The sequence below is a fragment of the Paenibacillus hamazuiensis genome (genome assembly GCF_023276405.1).
GTDB classification, from domain to species: Bacteria; Bacillota; Bacilli; order Paenibacillales; family NBRC-103111; genus Paenibacillus_AF; species Paenibacillus_AF hamazuiensis.
Genome location: NZ_JALRMO010000001.1, coordinates 7119358 through 7139031 on the forward strand (window position 1 = coordinate 7119358; position 19674 = coordinate 7139031).

The window sequence follows — 19674 nt, forward strand, 5'->3', positions numbered from 1 at the left end:
TATTTGAAATGAGCAAACGATCTTTAACGGTAAAAGTCGCTAAATGGAGCGCCCATCACCCATGGCTCGCCATATTCGGTTGGATTCTTTTCATAGCGCTGTGTGTAGCGGCAGGCAAAATGACCGGGACGAACATGACCGAGCCGAAGGATTTCTGGGTGGGTGAAGCGGGACGTGCGGAATCGATTCTGACATCTGGTGATCTTATGCCGCCCTCCGTTGAAAAGATCCTCATAACCTCTCGGGATGGTGCACCTAACGCGCCATCGGCATCGGCTGCCGCGGAGGAAATTTCCCGTCGAATGAAAGATCTGCCTGTCGTGGAGAAAGTGGAAACACCTATTCGGTCTGCCGATGAGAATGCGATTATGGTGGCTGTCACGTTGAAAAAGGAGTACAGGGCCAAGGATCACGTCCATGCGCTGCAGGATCAAACCGAAGCAGTTCAGGCAGCTTACCCTGATCTGTACATCGACCAAACCGGCGATGGATCCATATCGCAGGGAAACGAAAAGGCACTGGGTGGAGGCCTTAAGCGCGCGGAAATGATTACGTTGCCAATAACGCTAATCATTTTGTTCGTTGTATTCGGTTCGCTCCTTGTGGCAGGAGTGCCGTTAGTACTGGCTCTCACTTCAATTGTCGCATCGATGGGGCTGTATGGAGCGGCTTCTTATGTATTTCCGGATGCCGGGGGCGCCGTCACCAACATGGTACTGATGATAGGTTTGGCCGTAGGGGTGGATTATTCGTTATTTTTTGTCAAAAGGGTGCGTGAAGAGCATGAGCGCGCAGGCGGCCGAATCAGTCACGCTGCTGCGGTAGAGATCGCTGCGGCGACCTCGGGCAAAGCGATTCTGGTTTCCGGTTTCGCGGTGCTCGTATCTTTGGTAGGTTTGTATGTTGCGGACGATGTTATTTTCTCCTCGATTGCGACCGGTTCCATCCTGGTTGTGATGGTTGCGATGATCAGTTCACTTACGGTTCTCCCCGCACTTCTGGTGAAACTTGGCCGAAGGGTGGCTGGTCGCAGCGGTATCAAGTTCCGGGGGAAAACCCGGTCGTCGGCATCGGTTCCGCTGCTGCCTATAGTCTTGAAGCCTGTAATGCGCCGTCCGCTGCTTACCTTCCTGGCAGCAACATCCGCGATGGTTATCCTTTCGCTGCCGGCATTCAATATTGAGCTCAAGGTGGAAGGGAAAGAAACGTTCCCACGGTCGATACCGGCCATGGCGACGTACGATAAACTGACGAGGACCTTTCCGGCGGAAGGAGTCTCCCATTGGGTCGCTGTGCAAAGCAATCCGGCTTATTCCGACAAGGTCGTTGCCGCATTAAACGGCTTGGCTGAGCAGGTTCGGTACGATCCTCTGTTCGCCGAAAGCGGCCATCTCAAGATCAGAACATCGGAAGGGGGCGGAGTGAGTTTGTTGGAACTGCCCATTCCATACAATGCCAGCTCCAAGGAAGCAACCGCATCGTTGGAGAAGCTTCGTAACGAGCTTGTGCCGAAAGCGATTGGTCAAATACCCGGAGCTGAGTATGCCGTATCCGGCGAGACGGCTAGATCTGCGGACACCGTCGATCATCTGATTCGAAATCTTCCGTTAGTCGCCGGCTTTGTGCTGTTGCTGAGCTTTATCGTCATGCTTTTTGCGTTCCGTTCCGTAGTTATCGGGTTCATCGGGATTACGCTTAATGTGCTTTCCGCCGCTTCCACACTGGGAGCGCTGGTCATCGTTTTCCAATACAACTGGCTGGAGTCGCTTGGCTTATCCGGCGGGGGGTTCGTCAGTTCAAGAATTCCGCTCATTTTATTCGTTATTTTGTTTGGACTTTCGATGGACTATCAAGTATTCGTCGTCAGCCGAATCAGGGAGGAGGCTCTCAGCGGCTTGACTACTCGGGAGGCCGTGTTTCGCGGCATTACCGGCTCGGCCACGGTTGTCACCAGCGCGGCGGTTTTAATGATATCGGTATTTTTAAGCTTTATGTTTGTACCGTATTTGGAGCTGAAAGAAATGGGCTTCGGTCTTGCGATTGCTGTCCTGCTTGACGCCGTCATCGTACGTATATTGATTCTTCCGTCCGTCATGACGCTTCTGGGTTATGCGAATTGGTGGCCCTCAAGCCAAATCGGAAAGCGAATGTCCGCGCAGACAAAAGCGGGTTAGCGGTAAGCACCTTACTTTTGTGCAAACTTTGGTTATCATTTGGCATCCATAACGGCTCGTCCGCTGCGTAAAATGATCTTAAACGGCCGGCCGGCCAGTTGAAGATCTAAGAGAGGATGAAATGCGGATGAGCGTAACGCGCCAGCAAATTATGATCCTGCATTTGGCTTTGCCGGATCTCGAGTCGAAAACGGTGGCATGGGCACTGTACGACGGAAGCAAATCCAAGGATGAACTGCAAATGCAGACGGGGGATTCGAACGAGCCTCCGTACGAATCGGTGCTTGATGCGATGAGAGACGGGTGGAACGTCATTCAATTGCCGACGATGCCGATATTCATAAGCGGTCATGAGTTCGAACAAGGGCATCTGCCTTACGAATATGTGCTCGAAAGAAAGGTGGAGATTCGATGAGCGGCGGTTCGGTGGAAAAACAGCATCTGCTTACGGCAAAGCAGATGGCCGATTTTGCGGTTAACGGATATTTAGTGCTGAGCGAAGTGGTTCCCGAGGAGTACAATGAGCGGGCCGCCAAGGAAATGCGCGAATATGCCGGTCACGGCGGCCGGTATTGGAACGAATCCGAGGTCATCCGGGACATTTTCAACCTGCCGCAGGTAAAAGGGGCTATGCAAAGCTTCGTAGGCACCAATCCGGTATACGATCATTCGTTCCTGCATGTCGTCAAAGCGCAGCATCACAAGGGACAGGTGTACCATGCCGACTCGATCATCGACACACGGCCGTTCGGCTACGACATCCAGGCGTTTTACTTCTCGCACGATGCGCCCGACGAAATGGGACCGACGCTCGTGCTGCCCGGCTCGCATCTGCGCAAAGTCAGCAACGGCAGCATCGGCCGTTACAAAAACATCGTCGGGCAGCGCCGTCTCGTTTCCAAGGCGGGCACGATCGCTTTTTTGCACCATGCGATTTGGCACTGCGCGCAGCCGAACTTTACCGATACGACGCGGTACGTGTTCAAGCTGCGGATGAGACCGGGACAGGAGCAGCGCGCTCTGTTCAACACGGAAGGCTACGACAGTCCGGAAGTTGCCGACTATATCCGCAAAGCGGGCCACCACACGTGGTGCGGAGACGAAGGACGCGTCAACCAGGTGAACATCGCCAAGTTTTGGCGGTATTTGACCGGGGATAACCGGGTGGATGTGTCGTTTGAAGGCGCTTTGACCCGGATGGGATTATAAGTATAATCGCAAAAACAAGCTGGTATCGGCGTTTCGCCGAATGCCGGCTTGTTCTTTTTTTGGAGCGATGTGCAACTTTTACCAGAAAAATGCCGTATACAATAATGAGAAAGCGGGGGATCACGATGCTCGATCTGTATTGGGGCTGTCTGATGGTTGGCGTGCTCATCGCTGTGGTGACGGTCATATTCGGCGACATACTCAGCAACCTGCTGGGAGGCGCTCTGGATTTCTTATCCGGGGAGCATCTGCAGAAGCTGCAGCCGATGGTGCTGTTCGGGGCGGTGGCCGTATTCGGGGGCGCGGGGATTTTGCTCGAGAAATACACGGGGCTTCACACCGGCGCGGTGCTCGTGATCTCGATATTGTGTGCCGTTGTTGTGTCGGCTCTAACCTACATGCTGTATGTGAGGCCGATGGAGAACTCGGAAAATTCGATCGGGTTTTCCATGAAGGAGCTGGTCGGAGGCATCGCCGAGGTGACGGTGCCGATTCCGGCACATGGCTACGGAGAAGTTGTGGTCAGAGTGGGCGGAGGCTTAAGCAACCAGATCGCCGCCAGCTTTGACGGGGTGGAGATCGAAGCGGGGGCCAAGGTCGTCACCGTCGAGGTGAAGGACCATACGCTGTATGTTTCCCGTTTGGATATAAAAGAACCTTAAAGGAGATGGATCGATGCCGGATTTTTTGGTAGTGCCAAGCCTTGTCGTCGGAGTGATCATTGTACTGGGACTCGCGTTTTGGGCCAGGTATAAAACCGTAAGCCCCGACGAAGCGATGATTGTCACGGGTTCTTTCCTGGGCTCGAAAAATGTGCTCACCGACGAGTCGGGCCGCAAAATCAAAATCGTCCGCGGCGGCGGCGCTTTCATTATTCCGATATTTCAGCAATCGCAATTTTTGTCGCTGCTTTCGCATAAACTCGACGTGTCGACGCCCGAGGTGTACACCGAGCAAGGCGTTCCCGTCATGGCCGACGGCGTGGCGATCATCAAAATCGGCGGCTCCGTCGAAGACGTCGCTACGGCGGCCGAGCAGTTCATGGGCAAGCCTACCGAGGCGCTGAAGGGCGAAGCGCAGGAGGTGCTCGAGGGGCATCTGCGCGCGATACTCGGCACGATGACCGTGGAGGAAGTGTACCGCAACCGCGACAAGTTCGCGCAAGAGGTGCAGGGCGTAGCCGCCAAGGATTTGAAAAAAATGGGGCTGCAGATCGTCTCGTTCACCATCAAGGATTTGCGCGACAAAAACGGCTACCTCGATTCGCTCGGCAAGCCGCGAATCGCCGCGGTCAAGCGCGATGCGGAAATCGCGCAGGCCGAGGCGGTGCGGGACGCGCGGATCCAGAAGGCGCGGGCCGAGGAGGAAGGCCAGAAGGCCGAGCTGCTGCGCGATACGAACATCGCCGAGGCGACGAAGGAGAAGGAGCTGAAGATCGCCTCCTTCAAGAAAGATCAGGATATGGCGAAAGCCGAAGCAGACCAGGCGTACCACATTCAGGAAGCGCGTTCGAAGCAAAGCGTCGTCGAAGAGCAGATGAAGGTGGAACTCGTGCGCAAAGAGCGCGAAATCGATCTCGAGGCGAAGGAAATTTTGCGCCGCGAGAAGCAATACGATGCCGAGGTGAAAAAGAAGGCCGACGCGGACCGCTATGCGGTCGAGCAAGCGGCTGAGGCGGAGAAGATGAGACGGCTGCGCGAAGCGGATGCGCACCAATACCGCATCGAGGCGGAGGCGAAAGCGAACGCCGAGCAGAAGCGGCTCGAGGGGCTCGCGATCGCCGAGGCCGAGCGAGCCAAAGGGACCGCGGAAGCCGAGGTCATCCGGCTGCGAGGTTTGGCCGAAGCGGAGGCGAAGCAGAAGCTCGCCGAGGCATTCGAGAAGTTCGGCGAGGCGGCGGTGCTCGACATCATCGTGAAGATGCTGCCTGAGCTGGCCGGACGCGTCGCGGAGCCGATCAAATCGATCGACAAGCTGACCGTCGTCGATACCGGTCACGGCGAAGGGGCGGCGCGCGTCAGCAATTACGTGACGTCGCTGATGGCGACCGCCCCGGAAATGCTGAAAAGCGTCAGCGGCATCGACGTCGAGAAGCTGATGAAGCGGCTGGCAAAGCTGCCGGACGCGCCGGCGCCTGCCTTGGCGGGCACGGGAGAGGCCGAGACGAGCAAATAAGCAGAGCGCAGCGGCAGGGCAGCCGGTAGAGGCAAGCCGCTCTGCGATGCGCCAGCGCAAAAAGCCCGGGTGAACCCATTTCGTTAATGGTTCACCCGGGCTTTTTTTACCGCACAGAACTTAAACTTTTTCGATAACCTTATCGATCAAGCCGTATGCCATCGCTTCTTCTGCGGACATGAAGTTGTCGCGGTCGGTATCCTTCTCGATGCGCTCGATCGGTTGACCGGTACGCTCCGCCAAAATGCGATTCAAATTGTCGCGCATTTTCAGAATGCGCTTCGCACGGATCTCGATGTCGCTCGCTTGACCTTCGGCTCCGCCGAGCGGCTGGTGAATCATCACTTCGCTGTTCGGCAGCGCGAAACGCTTGCCCTTGGCGCCTGCATTCAGCAGGAAAGCGCCCATCGAAGCGGCCATGCCGACGCAGATCGTGGACACGTCCGGCTTGATAAATTGCATCGTATCGTAAATCGCCATGCCGGCCGTAATCGAACCGCCCGGGCTGTTGATGTACAGATGAATGTCTTTCTCCGGGTCTTGCGCCGCGAGGAACAGCATTTGCGCAATAATGCTATTGGCGACAACATCGTTAACCGGGCTGCCCAGGAAAATGATGCGGTCCTTCAGCAGGCGGGAGTAAATATCGTAAGCGCGTTCTCCTCTTCCATCCTGTTCAACTACCATAGGAACGAAATTCATAGCGGCGTCCTCCTTTGATTTGTCTATCGGAATAAACCTATCATAACCAAATTTGATAGAAAGGTCAAGAAAGGTCAAAGTCAATTTATTAAAAAAATCAGCAGAAGCTGATTCGTTGTTAAATAAGTGGCGCGCCCGTAAGGAATCGAACCTTAATCTCAGGCTCCGGAGGCCTACGTCATATCCATTGGACCACGGGCGCATATTTTTTGAGTGACAGCAAAAGTAATTATAGGATAATCCGTTCGAAAATGCAAGCACCCGACGAAAGGAACTTTCATCCTTTATGAGGGCGCCCGAATATTGTGAAAAATTGAACTTTTGTTGACATTTTATTCAAAGAGTCGCTATAATAAAAATGCTAAGTTAACTAGCGCTTATTTTTTACCCTAAGTGGGACTGAAAATGATGTACCGGGACGAAATGAGTCCCAATCGATTTCGCCCGATTTATTCCTGCGGAGTGTGTCATGAGAGAAATCCTCGATATTCAAAAGCAGCTTGTGCCCGATTTGACCGAAGTGATGAAGAAGCGGCACACCATTTTGCATCACATCATGATATCCGGTTTGATCGGCAGGCGGACGCTGGCTGGCGCTTTGGACATTACCGAGCGCGTGTTGCGCAGCGAGGTCGATTTTTTGAAGGATCACGGCCTGATTGAAATCGAAACGTCGGGCATGCGCATCAGCGAATCCGGTCGGCAGCTGCTGGAGAAGATCGAACCGCTCGTGAAGGATTTGTTCGGCCTCAGCGAACTTGAGGAGCGCATCCGCGACTTGTTCGGGCTGAAGCAGGTCGTCGTCGTGCCTGGGGATTCGGATTTGTCCATGCACACGAAGAAGGAGCTTGGCCGCGTAGGCGCGTCGATTTTGCGCAAATACGTCACCAAGGACGAGATCGTCGCCGTAACCGGCGGTTCGACACTTGCCCAGGTTGCCGAACATATGGCATCGTCCACGTCGATGAAGGGCTGCTGGTTCGTGCCTGCACGGGGCGGACTCGGCGAAAGTGTGGAGCTGCAGGCGAACACGATCGCCTCCACGATGGCCAAGAAGACAGGGGGCCAGTACCGGCTGCTGCACGTTCCCGACCATCTGGGCGAAGAGGCATACCAATCGCTGATTCAGGACCGCAACATCCAGGAAATTCTTGAATTTACCCGCAAAGCCCGTATCGTCGTTCACGGGATCGGGGAAGCTATGGTGATGGCAAGGCGGCGGAATGTCGACTCCTCCACCAAAGCGAGCTTGCAGCAGGAGGGCGCGCTGGGTGAAGCGTTCGGGTATTATTTTGACCGGCAAGGACGCATTATTCATAAGATGCCCACCGTAGGCCTGCGAATTGAAGATATTGTCGAAATGGACCTCGTTATCGGCATTGCCGGAGGGCGCAGCAAAGGCGAAGCAATCGCCTGCGTGCTGAAGTTCGGACACGAGGATGTGCTGATCACCGATGAGGCGGCGGCGCAGGAAATCGTGAAATACGGTTCATCTTGACGGGTTAACCCCCGTCTTGAGTATAAATTAATTATTAGGAGGAAACCATCATGGCAGTAAAAGTTGGTATTAACGGTTTTGGCCGTATCGGCCGCAACGTGTTCCGCGCAGCGCTGAACAACCCGGAAGTTGAAATCGTGGCAGTTAACGACCTGACGGACGTTAACACGCTGGCTCACTTGCTCAAGTACGACACGACTCACGGCCGTCTTAAGGCAACTGTAGAAGCTACCGAAGGCGCACTCGTCGTAAACGGCAAGAACATCAAAGTATTCGCCGAGCGCGATCCTGGAGCGATTCCCTGGGCTCAATACGGCGTTGAAATCGTCGTAGAATCCACAGGTATTTTCACCGCAAAAGAAAAAGCCGAGCTTCACCTCAAAGGCGGCGCGAAGAAAGTTATCATCTCCGCTCCGGCTACAAACGAAGACATCACGATCGTTATGGGCGTTAACGAAGACAAATACGATCCGGCGAAGCATACGATCATCTCCAACGCTTCCTGTACGACCAACTGCTTGGCTCCTTTCGCCAAAGTATTGCACGAGAAATTCGGTATCGCGAAGGGCATGATGTCGACGATCCACTCCTATACGAACGACCAGCAAGTGCTTGACCTGCCGCATAAAGACCTGCGCCGTGCACGCGCTGCTGCGGAAAACATCATTCCTTCCACTACAGGCGCAGCTAAAGCTGTTGCATTGGTTCTGCCTGAACTGAAAGGTCTTCTGAACGGGGGTTCCTTCCGCGTACCGACTCCGAACGTTTCCGTAACCGACCTCGTGGTCGAGCTGAAAGTGAACGTAACGGTAGACGAAGTCAACGCAGCTTTGAAAGAAGCTTCCGAAGGCCCGTTGAAAGGCATCTTGAACTACTCCGACGAGCCGCTCGTATCCAGCGACTACAACGGCGATCCTGCTTCCTCGACCATCGACTCATTGTCCACGATGGTGGTCGGCGACAACATGGTGAAGGTCGTTTCCTGGTATGACAACGAGTGGGGCTACTCCAACCGCGTGGTTGATCTGGCTTCCTTCATCGCGAAAAAAGGCCTGTAATAAACGCATAACATCCATGGTAAAGGGGAGAAGCAATTCTCCTCTTTGCCCTGTGACAGGGTATACGAGTTTGTCTGTGGGGGATTACATATAAAAAAACAGGAGGCGACTTTCATGAACAAAAAAAGCGTTCGCGACGTAGAAGTAGCCGGCAAACGCGTGTTTGTCCGCGTCGATTTCAACGTGCCGCTCGAAAACGGTAAAATCACCGACGATACCCGGATTCGGGAGACGGTTCCGACGATCAAATATTTGGCCGAAAGAGGCGCGAAAGTGATCCTGGCGAGCCACCTTGGCCGACCGAAGGGCGAATTCGTGGATGAGCTGCGCCTTACGCCGGCGGCAGCCCGCTTGTCCGAGCTGCTCGGCAAACCGATAGCCAAAGCTGACGAAGCGATCGGCGACGCCGTAAAAGCGCAGATCGCGCAAATGAAAGACGGCGACGTGCTGCTGCTCGAAAACGTCCGTTTCTACCCGGGCGAAGAGAAAAACGATCCGGAGCTTGCGAAAGCTTTCGCGGAGCTGGCTGATTTGTATGTGAACGACGCGTTCGGCGCCGCTCACCGCGCGCACGCTTCGACGGAAGGCATCGCGCATTATTTGCCGGCCGTATCCGGTCTGCTGATGGAGAAGGAGCTGGATGTGCTCGGCAAAGCGCTGAACAATCCGGAGCGTCCTTTCACGGCTATCGTAGGCGGAGCGAAGGTAAAAGATAAAATCGCGGTGATCGAGAACCTGATCAATATCGCGGACAACATCATCATCGGCGGCGGCTTGTCCTACACGTTCTTCAAGGCAAGAGGCTTTGAGATCGGCAAATCGCTTGTCGACAACGACCGTCTGGAGCTTGTCCAAGAATTCGAGCGCAAGGCGAAGGAAAAAGGCGTTAACTTCCTGCTACCGGTAGACGTTGTCGTCGGCGACGCGTTCAGCGCATCGGCGAACACGAAGGTCGTTCCGGTCGATCAAATCCCGGCTGACTGGGAAGCGTTCGACATTGGACCGAAGACTCGCGAAATTTATGCCGACACGATCGCCAAATCGAAGCTGGTCGTATGGAACGGGCCTATGGGCGTGTTCGAGCTTGAGCCTTACATGCACGGCACGAAGGCCGTTGCCGAAGCTTGTGCGGCTACAAACGGCTACACCGTTATCGGCGGCGGAGATTCCGCGGCAGCAGTGGAGAAGTTCCATCTTGCCGATAAAATGGATCACATCTCGACAGGCGGCGGCGCATCGCTGGAATTTATGGAAGGCAAGGCGCTTCCGGGCGTCGTTGCTTTGAACGATAAGTAATTTTATGGTGAGGTGAAAAAAACAATGAGAAAACCGATTATCGCGGGCAACTGGAAAATGTTCAAAACCGTATCCGAAGCGGTCGCATTCGCTCAGGAAGTCAAGGGCAAAGCGGAAGTGGACGGCGTGGAAAGCGTCATCTGCGCTCCTTTCACGAACCTTCCGGCATTGGTTGAAGCGCTGAAAGGCACTTCCATCAAGGTGGGCGCGCAAAACCTGCACTTCGAAGACAACGGCGCATTTACCGGCGAAATCAGCGGCGTAATGCTGAAGGACCTCGGCGTTGAGTACGTTATCATCGGCCACTCCGAGCGCCGCGCTTACTTCGCCGAGACCGATGAAATCGTGAACAAAAAGGTTCACGCTGCGTTCAAGCATGGCCTGACTCCGATCGTTTGCGTCGGCGAGAAGCTGGAAGAGCGCGAAGCGGGGCAAACGAAGGACGTTTGCCGCGTACAGACGCTGGCCGCATTCGAGGGCATTTCCGCCGAGCAGGCGGCTGAAGTGGTTGTCGCATACGAGCCGATCTGGGCGATCGGTACGGGCAAATCGTCTACGGCAGAAGACGCGAACGAAGTGATCAGCTACATCCGCGAGCTGATTACCGGCAAATACGGCGCTTCCGTGGGCAATGCGGTTCGCATTCAATACGGCGGCAGCGTGAAGCCGGGCAACATTCGCGAGTATATGCAGCAGCCGGATATCGACGGAGCTTTGGTTGGCGGCGCCAGCCTGGAGCCGGCTTCGTACATCCAATTGGTCGAGGGGGCCAAGTAACATGGCGAGACCGAAACCGGTAGCACTGATTATTTTGGACGGATTCGCTCTAAGAAGCGAAACTTTCGGCAATGCCGTCGCACAGGCAAAAAAACCTAACTTCGACCGCTACTGGGCATCGTACCCGCATACGACGCTGACGGCGTGCGGCGAAGCGGTCGGTTTGCCGGAAGGCCAGATGGGCAACTCCGAGGTCGGCCACCTGAACATCGGCGCCGGCCGGATCGTGTACCAGGATTTGACCAGGATCTCGAAGTCGATCCGCGAAGGCGAATTTTTCGAAAATGAGACGATTCTCGGCGCGATTCGCCACGCCAAGAACAACGGCAAAAAGCTGCACCTGTACGGCCTGTTGTCCGACGGCGGCGTACACAGCCATATCGCTCACCTGTTTGCCTTGCTCGAGGCGTGCAAGAAGGAGCAGTTCGACAACGTGTATATTCACGCGTTTCTCGATGGCCGCGACGTGGCGCCGGACAGCGCGAAGAAATACATGGAGCAGCTGCTGGACAAAATCGCCGAGCTCGGCGTAGGCCGCATCGCCACCGTGCAGGGCCGCTACTACGCGATGGATCGCGACAAGCGTTGGGAGCGGACCGAAAAGTCCTACCGCGCGATGGTATACGGCGAAGGCCCGCATTATTCCGATCCGATGAAAGCGATCATCGAATCGTATGAGAAGTCGGTATTCGACGAATTCGTCATGCCGACGGTTATCGTAGATGCGAACGACCAGCCGGTAGGCCTCGTCGAATCGGGCGATGCCGTCATCTTCTTCAACTTCCGCCCGGACCGCGCCATTCAGCTGTCGCAGGTGTTCACGAACGCCGATTTCCGCGGCTTCGATCGCGGCGACAAGGCGCCGACCGGCCTCTACTATGTCTGCCTCACGCTGTTCAGTGAGTCGGTGGACGGTTACGTCGCCTACAAGCCTAAGGATCTCGACAACACGCTCGGCGAAGTGCTCGTACAGAACAACCTGAAGCAGCTGCGCATTGCCGAAACCGAGAAATATCCGCACGTGACGTTTTTCTTCAGCGGCGGCCGCGACGTCGAGCTGCCTGGCGAGACACGTATTCTCATCAACTCGCCGAAGGTTGCGACTTACGACCTGCAGCCGGAGATGAGCGCTTACGAAGTCGCCGAAGCGGCCGTAAAGGAAATCGAAGCGGAGCGCCAGGATGTGATCATCCTGAACTTCGCAAATCCGGACATGGTCGGTCACTCCGGCCTGCTGGAGCCGACCGTCAAGGCGATTGAGGCCACCGACGAGTGCCTCGGCAAAGTCGTCGACGCGATTGTGGCCAAGGGCGGTGTGGCGCTGATAACCGCGGACCACGGCAACGCCGATGTGGTGACCAATCCGGACGGCTCGCGCAACACGGCACATACGACGAATCCGGTGCCCTTCATTCTGACGAAAAAAGATGCTACACTAAGAAACGATGGTATTTTGGCAGATATTGCCCCTACGATGCTGGAGTTGCTGGGTGTCGCCCAGCCGGCTGAAATGACCGGAAGCTCTCTGCTCGGCAAGTAATTTTACCAATATTAAAAAAGGAGTGTATCATTCGATGACGATCATTTCTAAAGTTTACGCCCGCGAAGTGCTTGACTCCCGCGGCAATCCGACCGTAGAAGTAGAAGTTTATCTTGAGTCCGGCGCTATCGGCCGCGCTATCGTTCCTTCCGGCGCTTCCACAGGCGCATACGAAGCCGTTGAGCTTCGCGACGGCGACAAATCGCGTTACCTCGGCAAAGGCGTTCTGAAAGCCGTTTCCAACGTCAACGACGTGATCGCCCCGGAAATCATCGGCATGGACGCGCTCGACCAAGTCGGCATCGACAAGCGCATGATCGAGCTCGACGGTACGAAGAACAAAGGAAACCTCGGCGCTAACGCGATCCTCGCCGTGTCGATGGCAACCGCACGCGCGGCTGCAGAAGCTCTGGACATTCCTTTGTACGTATACCTCGGCGGATTCAACGCCAAAACATTGCCGGTTCCGATGATGAACATCATCAACGGCGGCGCTCACGCCGACAACAACGTCGACGTGCAGGAATTCATGGTACTGCCGGTTGGCGCTCCTTCCTTCAAGGAAGCTCTCCGTACAGGCGCGGAAATTTTCCACAGCCTGAAGGCGGTTTTGAAAGATAAAGGTTTGAACACCGCGGTAGGCGACGAAGGCGGCTTCGCTCCGAACCTCGGCTCCAACGAAGAAGCGATCCAAACGATCATCGCCGCTATCGAGCGCGCAGGCTACAAGCCGGGCGTAGACGTATTCCTCGGCATGGACGTCGCTTCCACGGAGTTTTTCAAAGACGGCAAATACCATCTCGAAGGCGAAGGCAAGTCTTACACTTCCGCCGAGTGGGTTGACTTCCTCGCGGCATGGGTGGACAAGTACCCGATCATCACGATCGAAGACGGCTGCTCCGAAGACGATTGGGACGGCTGGAAGCTGCTTACCGACAAGCTCGGCAGCAAGGTTCAGCTCGTCGGCGACGACCTGTTCGTAACGAACACGGAGCGCCTGTCTCAAGGCATCGAAAAAGGCATCGGCAACTCGATCCTCGTCAAGGTGAACCAAATCGGCACACTGACTGAAACGTTCGACGCGATCGAAATGGCGAAGCGCGCCGGCTACACGGCGGTTATCTCCCACCGTTCCGGCGAAAGCGAAGACAGCACTATTGCCGACATCGCCGTTGCGACCAATGCCGGCCAAATCAAAACCGGCGCTCCGTCCCGTACGGACCGCGTGGCGAAGTACAACCAATTGCTGCGCATTGAAGACCAACTGGCGAAAGTCGCCCAATACGGCGGCAAAACGGCATTTTACAACTTGAAAAATTTTAAATAAGATTTGCCGAATTTATGAGAGAGAGGATGTATATTTCCTCTCTCTTTTTGTATATGATGGACGTATGATGGCACTGGGGGTTGATGGTGATGGGCAATTGGTTGAAAACGATTCTTTTTCTGCTGGTATCCGCCTTTTTGACGCATCTGCTCCCGTTTTCGTCGTTTTTCCGCAATCTGGATACGATGATTCACGAGTTCGGACACGCGCTCGTCACTTTGGCTTTATCGGGGAAAGTGATGTATATCGAGCTGTTCGTCGACCATAGCGGGGTCACTTATTCGATGGTGACGAAGAGCTGGAGCCTCATACCGATCTCGCTGGCCGGCTATGCGACCGCCTCCTTGTTTGCGATGTTTCTGTTCATCTCATATGCGGAAGGGCGGCAGCGGCTCGGTCTTCAGCTCATTACGCTCATCGCTGTGGTATGCCTCCTGTTATTCGTACGCAATCAGTTCGGCATCTTTTGGCTGATCGGTTTCATTGCGCTTAATATTGTAATGCTGGCGTTAGCACCGAGATGGCTGCTGCATTTTTATTATTTGCTGCTGGCGTTTTTGTCGCTGGAGGAGTCGGTTTTCGGACCGCTGACGCTCGCTGTGTCCGCCTATCTCGATCCGTCCAAGGCGGGGGATGCCACGAACCTGGCTCGGACGACCGGGATCCCTGCGATCGCATGGGGAGCGCTCTTCTCATTGTTCGCGCTGTGGTGCGCCAAGCGGGCGATTCAGGCGTTCGCTTTCGGCCGCAGAAAGCGGAGCAAGCCGCGTCAGCCTGCGGTGACGCGCTACGAATGACGCAGCGCATTTACGAGATTTTCATAAGATTGGTCCGTGCGGACAAGTTGTGTTTATCCTGCTGTTATGGTACAATACAAATATTGTCTGTTCTCAGCAGTTTTTCGCAACGGGAGGAAAAATAAAACATGGAAATCGCATTGAAGGTATTACTTATCATAGCATCGTTAGGCCTCATCGCCGCCGTTTTGCTGCAAAAGGGCAAAAGCGCAGGCTTATCCGGTGCCATCTCCGGTGGTGCCGAGCATTTATTCGGTAAACAAAAAGCACGCGGCCTCGAGCTGTTTTTGTCCCGTCTGACTATGGGGCTTGCCGCCGCATTTTTCATACTTTCGGTTGTCGTTGCATTTTTTGTGAACGGTACGAGTTCGACGCCGCCTCTTGAGCTGACACCGCCTGCGGGCAACACGGCTCCGGCTACGGGCGCAACTCCGGCTTCTCCGGCACCGGCAGCAGGAACGACCACACCGGCTCCTGGAGCGGGTACGGCTTCTCCCGCACCGGCGGCTGGAACGACATCGCCGGCTCCGGCCGCAGGGACGACCACACCGGCACCGGCCACGACGCCGGCTGCAAAGTAATAGCATCCACTGACAGCAGGGGGTATACTCCTGCTGTTTTTTCATGCCGTTTCCACAAGGTACGGACGGGCGCTGCTATATGAACGGACAGAAACGGATATACTGTTAATGCTGCATTTTTCCCGAGTTATTTGCAGAGCAAGCTTGCAGGGCCTGCCCACATTATTCAAGAAGCTTGCACATATCATATTACACCCGTATAACGAACGGGAAACTACATGTAGGCCATACTAAAGGACGGTGAACTTATGATGATTACGGCAGAGGAACTGCTTGATTTTATGAAAGAAACGGCATATAAGCCGATGACGTATCAGGAGCTCGAAAAGCAATTTAACATAGAAAGTGCCGACGAGTTCAAACAATTTTTGAAGCTGCTGAACCAGCTGGAAAACGAAGGTCTTATTTTAAGAACCCGCAACGAACGGTACGGAGTGCCGGAGCGGATGAACCTGCTGCGGGGCAAGCTGCAGGCACATGCCAAAGGGTTCGGCTTTTTGCTGCCGGACGATAAAGATTTGCCCGACGTATACATTCATGCGAACGATATGGGCGGGGCGATGAACGGCGATACGGTTCTCGTACGGGTCACGTCGAAAAGCCAGGCCGGCGGCCGGATGGAAGGCGAAGTCGTACGCGTCGTGAACCGGGCGATTACGCAAATCGTCGGCACGTTCCAAAACCATGAAACGTATGCGTTTGTCATTCCGGACGATAAGCGGATTGTTCGGGATATTTTTGTCACGAAGGAAAACTTCAACGGCGCGATGGACGGGCACAAGGTCGTTGTGCAAATTCTGAATTACCCGGAAGGCCGGGCGGCGGCGGAAGGCGCAGTGATCGAGATTCTCGGTCATAAAAACGACCCCGGCGTCGACATCATCTCGATCATCCGCAAATACGGGCTGCCGGAAGCTTTCCCGGAGGAAGTCATGCTCGAAGCGGAATCGGTACCCGATACGATCAGCGAAAAAGATTTGGCCGGTCGTCGCGATCTGCGCCACAAACGTATCGTCACGATCGACGGCGAGGATGCCAAAGACCTCGATGATGCGGTGAATGTCGAGCGCCTGCCGAACGGCAACTATTTACTTGGCGTACATATTGCCGATGTAAGCTATTATGTGCGCGAAAATTCCGCACTCGACCGTGAAGCGTACAACCGGGGCTGCAGCGTGTATTTGGTCGACCGCGTCATTCCGATGCTGCCGCACCGGCTGTCGAACGGGATTTGCTCGCTGAATCCGCAGGTCGACCGGCTGACGATGTCGTGCGAAATGGAGTTCGACGCAAGCGCGAACGTGGTTCGTCACGATATTTTTACAAGTGTGATCAAGACGAGCGAACGGATGACGTATACGAACGTCCGGAAAATTTTGACCGAAGAAGACCCGGAATTGATGGAGCGTTACGATTATCTGATCGACGATTTCCGGCTCATGGAAGAGCTGGCGATGATGCTGCGGAACAAACGGATGAAGCGCGGCGCGATCGATTTCGACTTCCAGGAGTCGAAAATTTTGGTCGATGAGAACGGCAAACCGACGGATATTGTGAAAAGAGAACGGTCCATCGCCGAGATGATTATCGAGGAATTCATGCTGGCGGCGAATGAGACGGTCGCGGAGCATTTTCACTGGATGAAGGTGCCGTTCCTGTACCGGATTCACGAAGACCCGGATGCGGAAAAGCTGATGCATTTCATGGAGTTCATTACGAACTTCGGATACGTGGTCCGCGGCAAAGGAAACACGGTGCATCCGCGCGCGCTGCAGACGCTTCTTGAAGAGATCAAGGGTACGAAGGAAGAGACGGTCATCAGCACCGTAATGCTGCGTTCGATGAAGCAGGCGAAATACGATGCGCAGAGCACGGGGCATTTCGGACTTGCGGCCGAGTTTTACTCGCACTTTACGTCGCCGATCCGCCGTTACCCGGACCTGATCATTCATCGCGTGATGCGCGAGGTGCTCGAAAACGGCACGCTGCCGGAGCAGCGTCACGATTATTTGTCCGGCCGCATGGACGACTATGCGCGGCAATCGTCGGAACGCGAACGCACCGCGGTGGACGCCGAGCGGGAGACGGAGGCGCTGAAGAAAGCCGAGTATATGCTCGATAAAGTCGGCGAGGAATTCGAGGGTATCATCAGCAGCGTGACGAGCTTCGGGATTTTCGTCGAGCTGCACAATACGGTTGAAGGGCTTATCCGTTTGAGCGATTTGACCGACGATTACTATCATTACCACGAGGCGCAGCACGCGCTGATCGGCGAGAGATCGTCGCGGATTTACCGTCTCGGCGATGAAGTGAAGGTGCGCGTCGCGCGTGTGAACATTGACGAGCATACGATCGATTTTGAAATGGTCGATATGAAGCCGCGCGAGAAGAAGTTCAACCTCGTCGACGGGCTCAAGCAGGTGCGCGAGACGAGCCAGCAGGGCAAAGGCGAACGCGGCAAGGGCCGGCGCGGCGGCGGTGCGGTCGCGGCGGGCGAGTTTAAAGGCCGCGGCGGCAGTGCGAAGAACGGCCGAGGGGCCTCGGCAGCGCGCTCGGGGAAAGCCGGCGGCCGGTCCGGGACTGCGTCGGGCAGCAAAAATGGAAGCCGGCGTACCGGAGGCGGAAACGGCGGCAAGAAGGATCTGATCGGCGCGTTTGTGCGTAAGAAGAAAAGATAGTTATAAGCGTCAATGCGCTTGATTTATTGGATTGGAGTTGATACAATTAGCTCCAATCCAATTTGACTGTTGAGGTGATTTTCATGGGCAAGAAGGCGGACGGCAAGGTGCTCGCCCAGAATAAAAAAGCTTCCCATGACTATTTCATCGAGGATACGTACGAATGCGGTCTCGTATTAACCGGTACGGAAATCAAGTCGCTGCGTATGGGCAAAGCGAATATCGGGGATGCTTTCGCGCTGATCCGCAACGGAGAAGCGTTTATCCATAACATGCACATCAGCCCGTTCGAGCAGGGTAACCGGCATAATCCGAGCGACCCGACGCGGGCGCGCAAGCTGCTTTTGAAGAAGGCGGAAATCAACAAGCTGCTCGGTCTCGCCAAGCAGGAAGGTTACACGCTGGTGCCGCTCAAGATTTATGTGCGCAACGGATTTGCCAAGCTGCTGATCGGACTCGGCAAAGGGAAGAAGCAATACGACAAGCGCGAATCGGCTGCCAAACGCGACGCTCAGCGCGACATTCAGCGGGTTTTGCGGGAGAAGCAGAAGGTGGCGCGGTAGTTTATTGGCTTCCTTGCCAGCAATCGATGCTACACAAGGCACGAACTTATGTTATAATGATTAAGCATCAACGAGTAACCTGCTTTTTCGGCAGAATAGTTACCTACGATGCTCTTTCTATCTCGGGGACGTTTTTGGATTCGACGGGGGTAGTTCGAGCATGGGTAGCGGGTAGTGGGGACGCGGCCACTTCATCAACGCTAAAGCCAATTAAATGGCAAACAACAACAACCTGCTCTTTTAGCAGCCTAAGAAACTGCTGGAGCGCTCCTACCTTCCATCGCCCATGTGGCGGGATAGGGGCTCAACCTTTAGTGGGATACGCTGTCTAGTCTCCGCCTGGGGCTAGCTGAAGAAGACAATCAGGCTGACCCAACGCGCAGCCGGTTACGGGGCGGCGCTCGGGTGACATCAAAACCGTGGCTACACCCGTAGAAGCCTATGTGGCGTTATCTTCGGACAGGGGTTCGACTCCCCTCGTCTCCATAAAGACAAGAAACACCATCCAATGAGATGGTGTTTTTTCATGCACTCTTTTGTGAATGCCTTTGAATGACTTCTGCTAACTCTGAAAGCGTATATTTATGATTGACCATGTCTACGGTGAAATCTTCAGCTGCTTTTGTGTCCATGATAAATAAGTAACCATTGTATCTTAGAAAAATGACCAATGCGGTAAAGGCTGTTCGTTTGTTGGCATTTTGAAATGGATGATTTTGTCCCAAGGATTCAAACAATGCCGCGGCCTTCTCAAAGATCGTTGGATAGGCATCCTCACCAAAGGCGGATGACATGGGACGATGAATCGCAGACTCTAGCATGTCACCGCTTTTTACACCTATAAATTCTCCTGGGCTGTATCTTTGAATCATTGCAACGTTAACAGCGATGACTTCTTGAACAGTAAGATATTGAATGGTGGTCACCTTTATCGATCCTTGAGGCCTTTCAATGTATCATCATAGACATGGATCACTTCGTTAAGAGTTTCAAGGAAATCAGGACTAAGTCCAGTAGGTAAATTCACCTTGGTTAGCTTTCTAATAACGATCTCGCCATCTTTCTCTCTTACATCAATTTGCACTGAATCTCCTGCTTCGAGGCCAAGCTGCTTAAGCGCATCTGTCATTGTAATTCCTAGGCTGTTTCCAAACTTAGATACTTTTCGCTCCATATCGATCACCTTAGTCACCCTATTTCACTCCTTATTTATACTATTCAACTGTTATAACAATTATACAATAAAATGGCCATTAAAATATAGGATCATTGCAAAACGCAGCTAAAGTAGGTCATCTT

General features: G+C 54.4%; 17 protein-coding genes, 1 tRNA gene, 1 other RNA gene and 1 pseudogene. 16 read left to right on the forward strand and 4 right to left on the reverse strand.

What is annotated here, in order from left to right:
- Positions 1 to 8 precede the first annotated feature (8 nt).
- From MYS68_RS31240 to MYS68_RS31260, 5 genes are all read left to right on the forward strand, one after another.
- The gene (locus tag MYS68_RS31240) at positions 9 to 2174 is read left to right on the forward strand and encodes an MMPL family transporter (protein WP_248929533.1); all 2166 of its coding nucleotides are present in this window, start codon (positions 9 to 11) and stop codon (positions 2172 to 2174) included.
- Positions 2175 to 2301: 127 nt separating this feature from the next.
- A complete protein-coding gene (locus MYS68_RS31245) occupies positions 2302 to 2589 on the forward strand; it encodes a hypothetical protein (protein WP_248929534.1) in 288 nt (95 codons plus the stop codon).
- Positions 2586 to 3383, forward strand: coding sequence for a phytanoyl-CoA dioxygenase family protein (locus MYS68_RS31250; protein WP_248929535.1), 798 nt, complete (start codon positions 2586 to 2588; stop codon positions 3381 to 3383). Before MYS68_RS31245 ends, MYS68_RS31250 begins: the two co-directional genes overlap by 4 nt.
- 125 nt (positions 3384 to 3508) lie before the next feature.
- Entirely contained in the window at positions 3509 to 4045 is a 537-nt protein-coding gene (locus tag MYS68_RS31255) for an NfeD family membrane protein (protein WP_248929536.1), read from the forward strand.
- 13 nt (positions 4046 to 4058) lie between these two features.
- Complete coding sequence (locus MYS68_RS31260) at positions 4059 to 5558, forward strand: flotillin family protein (protein WP_275983573.1); 1500 nt, start codon at positions 4059 to 4061, stop codon at positions 5556 to 5558.
- Positions 5559 to 5678: 120 nt separating this feature from the next.
- Here MYS68_RS31260 and clpP read toward each other — a convergent pair whose 3' ends face one another.
- Both clpP and MYS68_RS31270 read right to left on the reverse strand, forming a co-directional pair.
- Positions 5679 to 6287 carry an ATP-dependent Clp endopeptidase proteolytic subunit ClpP gene (gene clpP, locus MYS68_RS31265; RefSeq protein WP_338043681.1) on the reverse strand — a complete coding sequence of 203 codons (609 nt, stop codon included), beginning with the start codon at positions 6285 to 6287 and terminating at the stop codon, positions 5679 to 5681.
- 100 nt (positions 6288 to 6387) lie between these two features.
- Positions 6388 to 6462: transfer RNA gene (locus MYS68_RS31270), tRNA-Arg, on the reverse strand.
- A 267-nt stretch (positions 6463 to 6729) separates the two neighbouring features.
- Here MYS68_RS31270 and MYS68_RS31275 point away from each other — a divergent pair.
- The 11 genes and pseudogenes from MYS68_RS31275 (at position 6730) to ssrA (ending at position 18864) form a co-directional block, all read left to right on the forward strand.
- Positions 6730 to 7758, forward strand: coding sequence for a sugar-binding transcriptional regulator (locus tag MYS68_RS31275; RefSeq protein ID WP_248929538.1), 1029 nt, complete (start codon positions 6730 to 6732; stop codon positions 7756 to 7758).
- Positions 7759 to 7808: 50 nt separating this feature from the next.
- A complete protein-coding gene (gap, locus tag MYS68_RS31280) occupies positions 7809 to 8816 on the forward strand; it encodes a type I glyceraldehyde-3-phosphate dehydrogenase (RefSeq protein ID WP_248929539.1) in 1008 nt (335 codons plus the stop codon).
- 114 nt (positions 8817 to 8930) lie between these two features.
- Entirely contained in the window at positions 8931 to 10112 is a 1182-nt protein-coding gene (locus MYS68_RS31285) for a phosphoglycerate kinase (RefSeq protein ID WP_248929540.1), read from the forward strand.
- A gap of 24 nt (positions 10113 to 10136) precedes the next feature.
- Entirely contained in the window at positions 10137 to 10889 is a 753-nt protein-coding gene (gene tpiA, locus MYS68_RS31290; RefSeq protein ID WP_248929541.1) for a triose-phosphate isomerase, read from the forward strand.
- 1 nt (position 10890) lies between these two features.
- A complete protein-coding gene (gene gpmI / locus MYS68_RS31295; RefSeq protein WP_248929542.1) occupies positions 10891 to 12429 on the forward strand; it encodes a 2,3-bisphosphoglycerate-independent phosphoglycerate mutase in 1539 nt (512 codons plus the stop codon).
- A gap of 34 nt (positions 12430 to 12463) precedes the next feature.
- Positions 12464 to 13756: a phosphopyruvate hydratase gene (gene eno / locus MYS68_RS31300; protein WP_248929543.1), complete on the forward strand. Its 1293-nt coding sequence runs from the start codon at positions 12464 to 12466 to the stop codon at positions 13754 to 13756.
- Positions 13757 to 13845: 89 nt separating this feature from the next.
- A complete protein-coding gene (locus MYS68_RS31305; RefSeq protein WP_248929544.1) occupies positions 13846 to 14553 on the forward strand; it encodes a M50 family metallopeptidase in 708 nt (235 codons plus the stop codon).
- 128 nt (positions 14554 to 14681) lie between these two features.
- Positions 14682 to 14909 (forward strand): annotated as a pseudogene (gene secG / locus MYS68_RS31310) (preprotein translocase subunit SecG); the annotation flags it as partial.
- Positions 14910 to 15385: 476 nt separating this feature from the next.
- Positions 15386 to 17812, forward strand: a complete 2427-nt coding sequence (gene rnr, locus MYS68_RS31315) for a ribonuclease R (RefSeq protein WP_248931068.1) — start codon at positions 15386 to 15388, stop codon at positions 17810 to 17812.
- Positions 17813 to 17895: 83 nt separating this feature from the next.
- The gene (gene smpB, locus MYS68_RS31320) at positions 17896 to 18375 is read left to right on the forward strand and encodes an SsrA-binding protein SmpB (protein WP_248929545.1); all 480 of its coding nucleotides are present in this window, start codon (positions 17896 to 17898) and stop codon (positions 18373 to 18375) included.
- A gap of 124 nt (positions 18376 to 18499) precedes the next feature.
- Positions 18500 to 18864, forward strand: a transfer-messenger RNA (tmRNA) gene (ssrA, locus tag MYS68_RS31325).
- A gap of 35 nt (positions 18865 to 18899) precedes the next feature.
- On the opposite strand, the gene MYS68_RS31330 is transcribed toward ssrA, so the two are convergent.
- Both MYS68_RS31330 and MYS68_RS31335 read right to left on the reverse strand, forming a co-directional pair.
- Positions 18900 to 19247 carry a type II toxin-antitoxin system death-on-curing family toxin gene (locus MYS68_RS31330; RefSeq protein WP_275984086.1) on the reverse strand — a complete coding sequence of 116 codons (348 nt, stop codon included), beginning with the start codon at positions 19245 to 19247 and terminating at the stop codon, positions 18900 to 18902.
- 56 nt (positions 19248 to 19303) lie between these two features.
- Positions 19304 to 19567, reverse strand: coding sequence for an AbrB/MazE/SpoVT family DNA-binding domain-containing protein (locus tag MYS68_RS31335; protein WP_248929547.1), 264 nt, complete (start codon positions 19565 to 19567; stop codon positions 19304 to 19306).
- Between the last annotated feature and the right edge of the window lie 107 nt (positions 19568 to 19674).